Here is a 14,025-nt window from a genome sequence, read left to right on the forward strand (position 1 = left end):
AGGTCGGCCGTTGGAGGGGTTTTCCCTCGCGCAGGCCGGTGAAGCCGAAATGAAACAGTGACGTGCGAGACTCGAGCCGCGCGGTCGCCTTGAATGGGGGCGGGCGCGGTGGGCGCGCCTTTCCGGCACTAGAGAGATGACAACTGATGAGCATGCTCAAGGATCGGGTGGCACTGGTCACCGGCAGTTCGCGGGGGATCGGCGCGGCCATCGCGATCACGTTCGCACAGGCGGGCGCCCGTGTCGCACTGCACGGCCGGGACGAAACCGCGCTCGCTACGGTTCAAGCTCGTATTCACGACCTCGGAGGCGAGGTCATCTGCGTGACCGGCGACGTTACCATTGCCGACGACCTGGCCCGGATGCGTGAGCAGATCCTCGAACGGTACGGTCACGTCGACGTTCTGGTCGCCAATGCCGGCAGCTCGGAAAGCCGCCCCATGCCCATCGAAGACATCGCAGAGGAAAACTGGCGAGCTGATATCGATCGGAACCTGACCGGCACCTTCCTGACCGTGAAGTGTTTCCTGCCCGACATGAAGCAACGCCGTACCGGCAACATCATCACTCTCTCCTCCGCAGCCGGCCGCAAGCCGAGCGAACGGACGATTGTCGCTTACGCTGCGGCGAAGGCAGGTGTGCAGATCTTTACACAGGATCTGGCCGCCCAAGTCGGCCCCTTCGGCATCCGCGCCAACTGCCTTGCACCCGAGACGGTACTCACCGAGACGAACAAGCAATGGATACCGGACGACGTCCAGCGCTCGCTCGCCGACTCACACCCCCTGCGGCGACTTGGTACCCCTGAAGACGTCGCCCGGGCTGCGTTGTTCCTCGCATCCGATGAATCGAGCTGGATCACTGGTGTCATTGTTGACATTGCCGGGGGTGCAGTACTGGTGTGAGGGTGCATGCATCACCCGGCAGTGCTTGTGATCGGTCGCGGTAGGGCCGGGAGCCGGCGCTGGACTTCGAAGCGTCGGCCGCCTCCGGGACGGCTATCAGCACCTCCATCGCTGAGGCCATCGTCCGGGCCGAGTCCGATGACATGAGCCTGGATGAGCCTGGCCCGACTGCTGCGTGGCGCGCAGTGCGGTGGTAGCCGACCCGGTCCGCTCCATGCACACTGCCACTGCCTTGATTGCCGCCAATGTCCTGCCACAGGTCGAGCGGGCCGATCTGCAACTGCGCCAGCTGCGGCTCGCTCTCGGGTGTGGACAGCAACATGAGCTTGCCGGCCGTGCCGGAGATCCCCAGCCGGGTATGTGGGCGGGCGGTCTCGCCGTCGTGCACGTGAACGGCCACCGCGGCGCCGCCGTCGAGTGCGGCGATGGCCAGGAGCTGGTCGGGTGCGGTGACCGCGATCGCCTCGCCGGTTTCGGCGATGCGGTGTTCCTGGACCCGTACGGCGGTGCGCGCGCTGAGGTCACCGATGGGACCGAGCACGTGCTGCCGGGGCTGCTCGCCGATCACCTGCGTACCACTGGTGATGAAACCGTCCGCCAGGCCCTCGCCTCCGGGCAGACCATCCGCCGCGGCCACGGCTACTCGGTCCGCATCACGGCCCCGCTCGCACTCCACCGCGCCGCGCTGGAACAGAGCGCTGCCCTCGCCGATGCCAGCCCGACCGAGCGCAAGGCGCACCGCGTGGACACCGCCCGTGTCACAGCCGTTCAGGCCACCCGACTGCATCCGTCATGACCTGCGAAAACCCTTCGGCGAGACGCATTTGAACGGAAAGTCACGGCAAGCCGCTCAACGCTGCTCTGCTAGCGGGACTTTTCGTTCGGATGCTCGTCATGTCCCGCTACCGAGGCCCGCGGCAGGTTTCTGGCGTATTCCGGTCCCACCCCTTCAAACAGCGGGGCCCTGGAGACGCGCGACCCAGAGCATCAGAAGGCATCTGGGATGAACCGGTGTTCCGGTGAGGGATCCCCTTACGGAACGAACGCGCGACCATGGTGGCGCACAGCAGCGCCATGGCGGCGCTGGCCACAGGCACCACCGGCACCGGAACCTTCGTCCCCGGACAGACCCACGCAGCGTGGTCTGCACCGTGGTGCGGTAGGCCGGGCCCCTTGGTCTTGAACTCGTGCACCAGGTCACGCAGCGTCTGCTCGCCACCGCTGACGGCCGGAAAATGACCTGGCGGACCGGGTCGTCGGGTGGCCCAGGGCCGCGTCGGCGAGCTCGCGTTTTCAGGCGTGCTTGGAGGATTGAGAGGAATCGGCTTGGCGGTGGCCGGGATGTCCTTCGGGTCGGCTACGGCTGGGGGTGGCGGGCTCGCCCAGTCCGGCACGGCGCGCCTTGACGATGGCGTCCGATCTGCTGGTCACCTGGAGCTTGGTGAAGATGTTGGAGACGTTGTTGCGGACGGTTTTCTCGCTGAGGGCCAGAGCCTCGGCGATGGCGGCGTTGGACCTGCCGGCGGCCATGAGGTCGAGGATGTCGCGTTCGCGTGTTGACAGCGACGGGAACGGGTGGTCGGGGTTGCGCGCGTCGGGCTGGAGGAAGGAGGCGATGCGGGCGGCGGCGGTGGCGTCGAACAGGGCCTGGCCCGCGGCTACCGCGGTGATGGCCCGGATGATGTCGTCGGGTCCTGAGCCCTTGACGACGTAGCCGCGGGCTCCGGCGCGCAAGGCCGCGAAGATCGAGGTGTCGTCCTCGAGCATGGTGAGCACGAGGATACCGGTCGAGGGCAGGTCGGCGAGGATGCGGCGGGTGGCACTGATGCCGTTCGTGCCCGGCATGTGGATGTCCATGAGGACGACGTCCGGCTGCCGCTCACGGCAGAGCTCGACAGCCTGCTCCCCGTCGGCGGCCTCGCCGGCGAACTCCAGCAGCGGGCTGTCCTCGACCAGTTGGCGCAGGCCGGAGCGGAAGATCGGGTGGTCGTCAGCCACCACGACGCTGATCGGACGGATATCGGTCATGGCGTCTCCGCGGGAGTTCGTACCGGGCCGAGGGGGAGGGTCGCGCGGATCGTGGTGCCGTTCGGGGTAGCCCGTTCGATGAGGCAGGTGCCGCCCAGTTCGGCGGCGCGTTCGCGCATCGAGGTGATGCCCACGCCGGCGCGGTAGCCGTCCGGCAGGCCGATGCCGTCGTCGGTGATCTCCAGATGTAGGGCGGTGTCGGCGCTGATTCGTACAGTGCCGCGGTCGGCGTGTGCGTGGCGGACGGCATTGGTCATGGCCTCCAGGGCGATCCTGTAGGCGGCGACCTCAACGGCGGCGGGCAGGACAGGCTCTTCCCGAGGCCCCTCGACCACGAATGGCCCGAGCGTCCTGGCCTGCTCGTGCAGGGCGCCGATCAGTCCCAACTCGTCCAGGGCGGGCGGCCGCAGGCCGTACACGAGCCTGCGGATCTCGGCGACGGCCTCCTGGAGGTGAGCGGTGAGCTCGTCCAGCTGCCCGGCCACGGCGTCGGCGTCGGTGGCCAACCGCGAACGCGCCCGCTGGAGCCCGAGCACTGTTCCGGCCAGCGCCGGCCCGAGCCCATCGTGCAGGTCCCGGCGCAGTCGTCGCCGTTCCTCCTCCAGCGCGGACACCAGCCGTTCGCGTGAGCGCAGCAGATCGGCGGTGAGCGACACGGCGTGGCCGGCGGCGGCGATCTGGCCGGCCAGGCCTGACAGTAGCCGCTGCTCCGCAGGCGTGAAGGCCCCGCCGGGATCGCGCCGGGCCACGGCCAGCGTGCCGACTGTCTCGCCCGCGAACACCAGCGGGAACTCCTCCGGCGGATCACCGGACGGAGCGCCCGCGCGTGCCCTGATAGCTTGGCCGAGTCGGACTTCCACGTACGGGACGCGCAGCGCGGCCTGCACCGTGCGGGCGACGCTGGGCAGCACCTCCTCGGGGAGAGCGGCGGCCTCCAGGCGACGGCTGAGCCGGACGAGCGCCCCGGCCGGGTCGTCCCGGTAGCCGTAGACGATCCGGTTGACGGCGCGTTGCAGGATGTCGCGCAGCGGAAGCGCCACCAGCGTCGCGCCGACGACGGCCAGTGCCTGGCTGACGGCCTCGGACGTCAGCAGCCTTACGACGGCCGCGACACCCAGATATAGCGTGAACACCAGCACGGTGAGCAGGCCGTAGGCCATCGTCGCGCTGAGCACCCGGCGGCCGTCGAACAACCCGTACCGCCGGATCGCGACCCACGCCGTGCCGGCGAGCGTCAACATGCCCGCAACCTCGGCGGGCATGGCGCCCACCGAGGCTCCCCCGAAGGCGATGAGCGCGATGCATCCCCACCAGGACGCCGCCAGCAGCCAGGCGGCGGGCTGCACCAGGTTCAGCGCGGCCAGCCGGCGCGGATCCGTGGTACGGGCCCTCCTGCGGTGCACCGACCAGGCCGCGGCCGTGGACAGCGGCGCCATGAGCACGATCACAGCGGACAGCTCGGCCGCCGCCGCCCCCCACCCTCCCGTCAGCCCGGTCGGATTGTCCTGTTCGGGGAAGTCCATCAGTGTCGGAGACAGCAGCAGGCCAAGGAAGAGCGCGACGGCCTGCGCACAACACAACCACAAGAAGAGACGCCACCGCGGCGACGGCGGCCGCCCGTCGGGGAACAGCAACAGCCCGACTGTCGGTACGAGTCCCAGTGCCGGCACCCAGGGCCATCCATCCAGCCATCCTGCCCATGCCGCGACGGGGATGTCCGCTCCGGCGGTGTAGGCGGCCTCGGCCAGGAGGTAGCCGGTACAGGCGAGCGGGAAGCTGACGCCGCTGGCCACGAGGATCCAGCCGACCGGGTTGCGCGGTTGCGACCGTGCCATGGCCGCCCCCACGACCGGCACCGACACGTACATGACCGCGACCACCGGCAAGACGATCGACCAGGCCGTGACCGGGTAGACGATGGCCGTCGCGGCGCAGGCCAGCGTGAGCACGACCGCCGTCCCACAGGCGGCGGTCGTGGCGGCGTCGACGGGATTGGCATCCACGGTGCCGCGATTATCGCTCATCTTCCGCGTCAACCCTAGGGTGCTCAAGCTGCGATCTTTTGCTGCTCGGCCGCCGCGGCCCGGCCGAGCCGTACAAGAGCGGCCGCGCAGGCCGCAAAGCCCGCCGCCCGCAGCGCAAATCCCGCGACGCCCACCGGTACGAGGCCTGTCGCGTTGCCGATGATCTCCAGCACCGGTGAGGCGGCCACGGCCGCGCCCGCCCAGACCGACACCGTGCCCGCCCGCATCAGGGCCGCGCCCAGCAGCACGAACCCGGCCAGCCCGCCGAGTACCGAAAGCACGAGCATGAGTACAACCACTTCGTCCGACTCGTACGCCGACAGCAGTTCCAGCGCCCCGGCTCGGTCAGACGCCTGTGCGGCGAGATAGACCAGCACGTCCGTGCCCAACAGGTAGCCGGCGCCCAGCGCGGTCGTGAACGCCGCCACCACACCGGAGGCGGCCAGCCGCGAGGTACGGGCCCCAGCCACATACCCGACGTACAAGACGGCCGGGATCAGCAGCAGGATCGGCACATCCAGCCAGATGGCCAGCCTCATGGCCGGCTCGTGCCCCACGACCGCTTCCACCTGCGCACCCGCGTCCCCGGCCGACAGAAGCATCGGCGTGAGCGCGAACTGCAGCAGCTGCGCCACGGAACTCGCCAGCAGTACGGCCACGCCGACCGCCACCCGGGCCCTCGACGACACCATGGTCTTCCTCCCATCACCAGACCGGCGGCCGCGCCCGCGACCGCGGTCTCCACCGTCGGGCCCCGCGTGGTCCCGGAACCAGAGGCGACCGTCCCGGCCCGCCGGGATCCGCCGGCGGAGGTGGCTCAGGCGCGTGTGCTGTGATGCCGTGGCCACGAGTTGCGTGCAAGCCTCCACAGGCGTTGGCCGGCCGCCGCTCGAATCCCGTCCGGCCGGGACGACCGTCTCTGTCGCCGGGACTGCACCGGAGCCGATGGTGGAGCAACGAGGGCTCCCAGACCTTCTGGGCGCAGGCTGCCAGATGGGCCGGGAACCCTCCCGGCCGTGCGCCCATCCCGGTTGTGCGCCACGCCACCGCACGTTGACGCCCATACCGACCGGCGAACCATCGACCGCGAACACCACAAGGAGAAGATCGTGAAGCACCTGACCCTGGGCATGGCGGCACTCGCGGCCACCCTCTCCGTCACGGCCACCCCAGCCTCAGCCGACACCGGTACGGCCTACGGGCCCGACACCTGCGTGACGGGCTACGTCTGGCGCGAGGCCCGACCCTCCGACCACGTGTGCGTCACCCCCGAGGTCCGCGACCAGGTCGACCGGGACAACCGGGTGAAGGCCTCCCGCTGGGTCTCCGGCCCGTTCGGCCCGCACACCTGCATCCAGGGGTACGTGTGGCGCGAAGCGTTCCCCGGCGACGACGTCTGCGTCACCCCCGCCATGCGCACGCAGGCGCGCGCCGACAATGCCGCCGCCGCAGGCCGCCGTGCCTCTAGCGCCATCCGCCCGCCGATTGTCATAAACCGCGACGTCCGGTTCAACGGCGGCATCCCGGTGGGAGGCTGGGCGTCGCTGACCCTGAACAGCAACGGCACCTACAAGTGGTCCGGACACGTGCGCGACTCCGGCGCCCCCAGCTACAACCACAGCAGCGTCTGCATCGTGCGCTTCTCCTCCGGCACGGCGTTCGTCTTCCAGACCTCCGGCAGGCTCCACGGCACGCTCGAGTCCGGCTCGCGCAACCACGACTGGAACAAGAGCGGCTCCCTGCCCGCGCTCGCTTCGGTCCGGCAGTCCTCCCAGGGCTACAAGTGGAGCTGCCAGGACAGCGTCAGGATCAGCGTCTCAGGCCTGGTCGACTCGGTGCTCAAGGCCGTCGGCACAGCCGCCAAGGTCGTCTCCATCGTCGCCTGAGCCTCACCACACCTCCCCTCTGCTCCACCACGCGCATTTTCTGACAGCCCTTCACACCTGGAGAAAGCAGATGAACACCGTCTCACGCAAGGTGATCGGGATCACCGCGGCGGCGCTCCTCGCGGCGGCCGCCCTGCCGGCCACCGCCCATGCCGCTACGCGACGCTCGCAAACGAATCAGGCCACCGCCGCGCCGCAGTCCTGGGGCCCGTTCTACTCGCCCAGCGCCCGACGGGCCAGGGCGGCCGGTATGGTCACCGCTACCGGCGAGGACCACGAGGTGATCCCCTCCGCCGCCAGGCTGACGGTCTCCGGCACAGTCGCCGACCTGACCCGATCCCTGTCCACCTGCGGATGGGCGGTGTTCGGCATCGCCACCGTCACTCCGGACGGCAACAACGTGACCTGGCAGCGTCACCACGTCCGCACCTGCACCTACCGCATCCCGAGGAGGTTCTCCTTCTCCTACCACCGGGTCTTCAAGGTCGAGATGAAGGTGTGCGCCGAAGGCCCGGGGCCCGAGCCGTCGATCCAGTGCACCGCCGGAAACCCCGCCTGGACCAACATCTACGTCTCCCCGAACTGACGGGCATCGGATTCGCCTGGCACGAGGTGTAGGGCGATCACCACCATCGTGCTTCCCGCAATGTTTCGCAAACCGAAAAGGACAGGCGCGCCCGATGAGGGATGCCGCATCGGCGAAGGGAAACCCATGCGTGGCGCAGTTTCGCGATCGCTTACCGGCCTCGCCGTCGTGGCGACGGTTGCCGTCTGATTCGCCGCACGTCCATAGTCATCACAAAGGAGGGATCCCGTGCGCAGACCCTTGGCGAAACCGTCCGCTTTAGCGGTCGTCATCCTCACCCTGGCGGCGATATGGGCGGTGCCATCCCCCGCCCGCGCCATCTCCGGCAACCGCCCGCTGGCCGTGGTGCTGTGCAAATTCACCGACCAGCAGGCCGAGCCCCACGACGCGGCCTACTACGAGGACATGTTCTCCCAGAGCGGAGCGGGGAAAAAAGGCGTGTTCGACTACTGGAAGGACGTCTCGTACGGCAACCTGGACCTCACCGGCACCGTCGTGAAGGGCTGGTACACGGCGGACAAGACCGCGGCCGAGTTCAACGTGCTGGACCGGGTCAGCCAGATAGACGTGTGCGCTTCCAAGGCCGATCCTGACATCGCATTCGAGGACTTCGCGGGCGTGGTGGTCCTCACCAACCACACCAACCTGAACGGGCCTCTGTTCGGAGGCGCGCCGCCCACGCGGATCGGCGGGAAGACGTACCCCGCGCTCGGCAGAATGGCCGCGGAAGAGGACCAGGCACTCTCCGGCATCCTGCACGAGACCGGGCACTCGTTCGGGCTGGATCACTCCCGCAAGCTCTCCACGTCCACCTCGGACTACAACGATATGTACGACGTGATGAGCTGTTTCCGCTGCTACAGAACCCCCAATTATTCCTACCAAGGAGATGGCGGGCCGGGGCTGAACGCGGTCATGCTCGACGTCGCGCAATGGCTGCCGCCGAACCGGGTGACGACCTTCGACAACAGCCAATGCCGGCAGCAGACCTACACCGTGGCCGCCCTGAACCATCCCGAGGCCGGCGGCCCCCTGGAGCTGCGGATCCCGGCGAGCGTGACCATTCCGAACGCGGCGGACGCCAGCGGACAGACCACGTCGACGACCACCAGCGATTACTACACCGTCGAGCTGCGGTCGAAGTCGGCCTGGGACCAAGGCATTCCCCAAGACGTGTTCGTCCTGCACCTGAAGGGCAAGGACAACATCTCGTACTGGGTGGACGCCGCAGGCGGGATGACCGCGGGAAGGGTCTACGCGGACGCCGCGCAGAAGGCTTATGTGGCGGTCAACTCCATCGACCCGACCCCGGCATCCACAGGCGTCGTGACGCTCGGCTCCTGCAAGATCAACGCGAAACTCGCCTACTCCGGCCCCACCAGCGGCGACTACCACGACCAGCTCACGCTGACCGCCGATCTGACGGTGGAGCCCGGCGCCCCGATCCCCTACGCCCCGGTCACGCTGTCACTCGGCACGCAGAGCTGTTTCAGCAGCACTGACGCATCCGGGCGGGCATCCTGCCAGATCATCCTCGACCAGGTTCCCGGCACCTACTCCGTCGAGGCCTCGTATGCCGGTAACCTGGTCTACAACGCGCAGACCACTTCGAAGACGTTCACGATCAACAAGCGGAAGACGGTTGTCCAGTACACCGGTCCGTCCAAGGTGACGAACGGCTCGGCCGTCACGTTCCAGGCCACCCTCGCAGAGAACGACGGCGCCCAGATCGAGGGCCAGCCGGTGTCCTTCACCTTAGGGGCGGGAGCGACGGCACAGACGTGCGGCGGGAACACGGACCCGGCAGGCATCGCCCGGTGCGAGATCTCGCGCGTGCTGCAGCCCGCCGGGCAGACCGCGATGCGAGTGGCCTTCGAGGGTAACGACTTCTACGTTGCGTCGAACGTGAACTCCACAGTGGAAGCCCTGAAAGGAAAAGCATCCGTCGGCTACAGAGGGCCGTCCCACATCGCCAACGACTTCCCGGCGACGTTCCAGGCGACTCTGACCCAGGAGGCCAGGAGCCTTCCGCTTGAGAACCGGACCGTCACCTTCACCCTGGGAAGCGGTTCGTCGGCACAGACATGCAGCGGAACCACGGACGCCGACGGTCACGTCCAGTGCACCATTCCGAATGTGGCCCAGCCCGGCACCGCGACCAGCGTCGGTGTCCAAGTGGCCTTCGCCGGCGACGACTTCTTCTTTCCGGCCGGCGCATCCACCACGGTCAAGGTGCTCTCCTACGCCGGCAGGTCGTACGGCCTCTCGGCTAAGATCGCTCTGCTCCCGCCCAGTGTCGTGAGCGACACCGGCGAGGTCTCAACGGCGGCGAAGTCGGTCAATGAGAAGTCGGCTGCCTCCGTGTCCCTCGGGATCGTCTCCTCGTCCGCGCTCAGCGCGAGTGTCACCACAGGAGCGGGGGCGTCCACGGGGAAGGCCACCACCGGGGCCGTGACGATCGGTGCCCCCGGTCTTCCGGTCATCCGCGCCACCAACGTGCGGGCCACCTCGCAGAGCACCTGCCAGGTCGGTCCGTTCACGGCGACGGCGACAGGGGCTGTGACCGTTGAATCGCTGACCATCGGCGGCATTGCCCAGCCCGTCACCACGGTGGGGCCGAACAGTGTCATCCGGGTCGGCACAGCGACGATCACCCTTAACGAGCAAAAGCCGGTACCGGGGTCCTCGGCAGGATTGCTCGTCAACGCGATCCACGTCAGTGCCCCGGGGATCGCCGATGTCGTCGTCTCCGCGGCAAGGAGCGATGTCCACAACTGTCCGCGACCTACACTCGCCTCGGCCGCAACCGGCACGTCGCACCCGGCCGGAAGATCCATCTGATGATGTGGGCCGCAGAGGAGGGGATCCTCGCCGCGGCCCACAACAGGAAGTACTCGACCGCGTCGTGCGGGGCAACTGGGGGTCGCCCTCCACGCCGCGTCCCGCCAGGGGCTGTCCGCGTTGCCGTTACTAGGGATCCATGACCACGACCTGTCGAGGCGGCCCCTGGTCTGGATCACGAAGGCATACTGTCTGCCTGCCGCGCTCATCCTCTGAGTCTGATTTGACTTCGCTCGGACAGATCCTCGACGGCCTGGTCGCGTGAGGGCGGAAATCGTACATTGGCGACAAATATTTAAAAGAATTTCTGAAAAAGCTAGATATCTCCTCGACTGGCGAACGCGACAAGGGGAGATGGAAACGGACTGAAGTCACGCCCTGACTGCCCTGACCGCCAGGGGTCCGCGCCGACTACCGTCCACCATTCCTTGACCCGACCGATCGGAGCACCACGATGAAACCGGATCCGCAACGACCCGCCGGCACCACCATGATGGGCGTCGTCCACGACGCGTACCGCCGTGACTTCGAGCGCGCTCGGCACGCCTTAGCCACCCCGCCGTACCCGAACGGACCTCGCCGCAAAGCGATCGCCGAGCACGTGGCCTGGCTGATGCGGCTCCTTCATGACCACCACACCGGCGAGGACAACGGGCTGTGGCCGCTGGTGCTCCGGCGTAATCCGGACTCCGCCGCAATCCTCGAGGCGATGGACGCCGACCACGCACGCATCGCGCCCGCAATGGAGACGGTCACCACGGCTGCCGCCGCGTATGCCAGTGACGACGCTGCGCCCGCCCGGACCGAGCTGCTCGCCGCCCTGGACAACCTGTGCGAAGTGGTGCTACCGCACCTGCGTCGCGAGGAGGACGAAGCCATGCCGGTCGTGTCTGCCAGCATCACTGCCGCCGAGTGGGATGCCTGGGACCAGGAGCACAACATCAAGCCGAAGCCGCTCATGCAGCTCGGTGAGGAGGCCCATTGGGTGATCGACGGCATCGATCCCGTCCGGTACCAGGTCGTCATCCACCTGCTCCCAGCCATTCCACGGTTCATCGTGCTGCGTGGCTTTGCTCGCAAGTACCGGCGCCGAGCGACGACCGTCTGGGGTCCCGGCACGTATGGGCCGGCGACGACCCCGACGAACGCCTAAGCTTGACTCTGTCGGGAATCTTGAAAACATCCGGCATGTCCCGAAGGGCGACTGATCAGTAACTGTGAGGCTTCTGGGGTCGGCGAAGTCGGTCATTCCCCCCGAGGTGGTCAGGTGTCTCTACCGGTTCGTCCCCGGTCCGCGCTGGAGGTCCCGGAGCTCACCGCCCAGGTAGCACGAGCGAGTAATCCCCGTGGCACCCCGGCCATGTGGATCCGCGACCGGCTGGACGGGTTACGGAGCGATGAGGACTTCGCGCAGTGGTATCCCCGCGACGGCCGGGACTCTCACCTGCTCAGCTGGCCACGGTGAGCGTGCTGCAATTCGTGCTGGACCTTTCCGACCGCGATGCCACCGAGGCCGTGCGCTGTCGCATCGACTTCAAGTACGCACTGGGCGGCGCGCGCGGCGCCGATCGCACGAGGGCCTCAGGTCCTGCTTTGACCTGGTCAAACGTGTGTACTCTTCAGGTAAGCGAATCGAGGGGCGCGTATGCGGGGGACCCACCGATCGCGTGCGTTCGGCTCCACAGGGGGAAGATGCAGTGCAAGTCGGCCAAGAACGTGAGTCCAGCCAGGTGGCGCTGGACGTGTTCGACAGGGCGCCCGTCGGAGTCCTGGCGACCCGCGGGGAAGACCATCGGCTGCTCTACGCGAACGACGCCTTCCGGGCGATGTTCGGGGACCGGCCGATCGGAGCGCCGGTCCGGGAGGTCTTCCGCGACGTGCTCGGGCAGGACTCCCTTCCCGTGCTCGACGAGGTCCGCGAGACGGGAGAGACCGTACGCCTCGACGAGGTCTCCGGAGCCGGGGATCGAAGCGGCGGACGACACGAGCGCGTTTTCCGGATCAGCCTCTCGAGGATTCCCCTTCCTCACGGTGAGAGCGGGCTGCTGGCAGTGGTCCAGGAGATCATGGATCAGGTCGCCACCCGGCGGGTCCGCGCCCTGACGAAGGAGCGGGACCGCCTCCTGCGCCGTTACCAAAGCATCGTGTGGGCGGGCGTGCACGGGGTGTGGGTGACCGGCCCGCACGGCGAGTCCAGAGAGAGCCAGGGCTGGCAGCGGCTGACGGGACAGACGCCGGAGGAGAGTCTCGGCCGCGGCTGGATGCGGGCACTGCACCCCGAGGACCGCGTGCACGCCGAGGAGTGGTGGGACAAGGCCGCCGAACAGGCGGTCTCGCTCCACGAGGTGACCTACCGCGTCCGCACCCGCGACGGCGTCTACCGGCACATCCGGTTCCGGGCCGTGCCGGTGCGCGAGAACGGCGCGGTGGTGGAGTGGGTGGGCGCCTCCACCGACGTCGAGCAGGAGTGGCAGGAGGAGCGCCGCCGCTGGCTGCTGGACCGCGCCGCGGCCGCGGCGAGCGACATCACCAACCTGGAGGAGATGTGCCAGGCGCTCGCCGAGGTGGTCGTGCCCGAGCTCGCCGACACCTGCGATGTCCACCTGCTTCCCGAGCCGAACGGCGGCCTTCCGCACGCACGCACCGTCGTCGCCGAGCGCCTCGCCTGCGCCGTACGTGAGGGATTGCCAAGGCTGCCGATGCTGCAGGAGCACCACTCCGCCGAGGTGCTGCGGCAAGCGGTAGGGCAGCGCCGCCCCGCCCACATATCCTTCCCCCGCGGACATCCTCCGTTCCTCTACCCGGAGGCGGTCAGGACGTGGATCGCCGAGATCGGGGCGCACAACGTGGTCATCCTCCCGATCGTCGTCGAAGGCGAGGTTGGGGCTGTGGTCACGGCCTGCATCTGCGGGGACCGGCCGCCGATCAGTCCGGCCGACATCGATCTGATGGGGCAGATCCTCGACCACACGCACGACGCCATCAGCAACGCCCTGCGGTTCCGGCGCACCCAGCGGGTGGCGCTGGCCCTGCAGCACAGCCTGCTGGCCGAGCCGCCCCACGTCCCCGGCCTGGAACTCGCCGCGCGCTACCAGGCGAGCCCGACCGCCGCCGAGATCGGCGGAGACTGGTACGACGCGTTCCTGCTGTCCTGCGGCGCCGTCAAGCTGGTCATCGGCGACGTGGCCGGGCACGACCTGGCCGCCGCCGTATGCATGAGCCAGGTGCGCAACATGCTGCGGGCCCTCGCCGTCGACCGCGACGAGTCCCCCGGTGACGTCCTGCGGCGGCTGAACACCGCTATGGAGACCCTGAACGGCGAGAGCACGGCCACCTGCGTCCTGACCCGCCTGGAAAGGGATGACGAGGGCGTGTGGCGGCTGGCGTACTCGGTGGCCGGGCACCCGCCGCCGTTGCTGGTGACCGGCGAGGGGGAGGCCCGCTTCCTCCAGGACGCGGACAACCCCCTTCTCGGCCTCCTCCACGAGCAGCCGTGGATCAGCGCCGTTGAGCCGTTGCCGCCGCACAGCACCCTGCTGCTCTACACCGACGGCCTCGTCGAGCGGCGGGGAGAGGACCTCGGCGACGGGCTCGAACGGCTGCGGCGGTGCGCGGAGCGGCTCGCCCGCGAACCCCTGGGCCGGTTCTGCGACGAACTGCTCACCGGGATGCCGGTGACGGGGGAGGACGACGTCGCCATGATCGCGCTGCGGGTGCCGCAGGAAGGGTGCTACGAGGGGGTCGCCTCGTAGGGG

At 68.6% G+C, this 14,025-nt stretch carries 11 protein-coding genes; 8 read left to right on the forward strand and 3 right to left on the reverse strand.

Annotated elements, in window-relative coordinates; translation table 11 throughout:
- The first annotated feature begins 146 nt into the window (after positions 1-146).
- Together ACQPWU_RS54025 and ACQPWU_RS54030 are read left to right on the forward strand one after the other, a co-directional pair.
- Complete coding sequence (locus tag ACQPWU_RS54025) at positions 147-905, forward strand: SDR family NAD(P)-dependent oxidoreductase (RefSeq protein ID WP_433434859.1); 759 nt, start codon at positions 147-149, stop codon at positions 903-905.
- Positions 906-1,119: 214 nt separating this feature from the next.
- A complete protein-coding gene (locus tag ACQPWU_RS54030) occupies positions 1,120-1,701 on the forward strand; it encodes a hypothetical protein (protein WP_433434861.1) in 582 nt (193 codons plus the stop codon).
- 497 nt (positions 1,702-2,198) lie between these two features.
- On the opposite strand, the gene ACQPWU_RS54035 is transcribed toward ACQPWU_RS54030, so the two are convergent.
- Genes ACQPWU_RS54035 through ACQPWU_RS54045 form a run of 3 tightly spaced genes read right to left on the reverse strand, consistent with a single transcriptional unit; the run spans position 2,199 to position 5,649 of the window.
- On the reverse strand, positions 2,199-2,933 hold the full coding sequence (locus tag ACQPWU_RS54035) for a response regulator (protein ID WP_433434863.1): 735 nt from the start codon (positions 2,931-2,933) through the stop codon (positions 2,199-2,201).
- Positions 2,930-4,957 carry a GAF domain-containing sensor histidine kinase gene (locus tag ACQPWU_RS54040; protein WP_433434865.1) on the reverse strand — a complete coding sequence of 676 codons (2,028 nt, stop codon included), beginning with the start codon at positions 4,955-4,957 and terminating at the stop codon, positions 2,930-2,932. The genes ACQPWU_RS54035 and ACQPWU_RS54040 overlap by 4 nt, the downstream gene beginning before the upstream one ends.
- 23 nt (positions 4,958-4,980) lie before the next feature.
- The gene (locus ACQPWU_RS54045; protein ID WP_433434867.1) at positions 4,981-5,649 is read right to left on the reverse strand and encodes a hypothetical protein; all 669 of its coding nucleotides are present in this window, start codon (positions 5,647-5,649) and stop codon (positions 4,981-4,983) included.
- A 417-nt stretch (positions 5,650-6,066) separates the two neighbouring features.
- Here ACQPWU_RS54045 and ACQPWU_RS54050 point away from each other — a divergent pair, with 417 nt between their 5' ends.
- The 6 genes from ACQPWU_RS54050 (at position 6,067) to ACQPWU_RS54075 (ending at position 14,022) form a co-directional block, all read left to right on the forward strand.
- Entirely contained in the window at positions 6,067-6,843 is a 777-nt protein-coding gene (locus tag ACQPWU_RS54050) for a hypothetical protein (protein ID WP_433434869.1), read from the forward strand.
- A 70-nt stretch (positions 6,844-6,913) separates the two neighbouring features.
- A complete protein-coding gene (locus ACQPWU_RS54055) occupies positions 6,914-7,429 on the forward strand; it encodes a hypothetical protein (protein WP_433434871.1) in 516 nt (171 codons plus the stop codon).
- Positions 7,430-7,657: 228 nt separating this feature from the next.
- Positions 7,658-10,270, forward strand: a complete 2,613-nt coding sequence (locus ACQPWU_RS54060; RefSeq protein WP_433434873.1) for a choice-of-anchor P family protein — start codon at positions 7,658-7,660, stop codon at positions 10,268-10,270.
- A gap of 490 nt (positions 10,271-10,760) precedes the next feature.
- A complete protein-coding gene (locus tag ACQPWU_RS54065; RefSeq protein WP_433434875.1) occupies positions 10,761-11,423 on the forward strand; it encodes a hemerythrin domain-containing protein in 663 nt (220 codons plus the stop codon).
- A 114-nt stretch (positions 11,424-11,537) separates the two neighbouring features.
- Entirely contained in the window at positions 11,538-11,735 is a 198-nt protein-coding gene (locus ACQPWU_RS54070) for a hypothetical protein (protein WP_433434877.1), read from the forward strand.
- A 232-nt stretch (positions 11,736-11,967) separates the two neighbouring features.
- Positions 11,968-14,022, forward strand: coding sequence for a SpoIIE family protein phosphatase (locus ACQPWU_RS54075; RefSeq protein WP_433434879.1), 2,055 nt, complete (start codon positions 11,968-11,970; stop codon positions 14,020-14,022).
- Positions 14,023-14,025 lie beyond the last annotated feature (3 nt).

The sequence above is a fragment of the Nonomuraea sp. CA-141351 genome (genome assembly GCF_050944675.1).
Taxonomy (GTDB): Bacteria; Actinomycetota; Actinomycetes; order Streptosporangiales; family Streptosporangiaceae; genus Nonomuraea.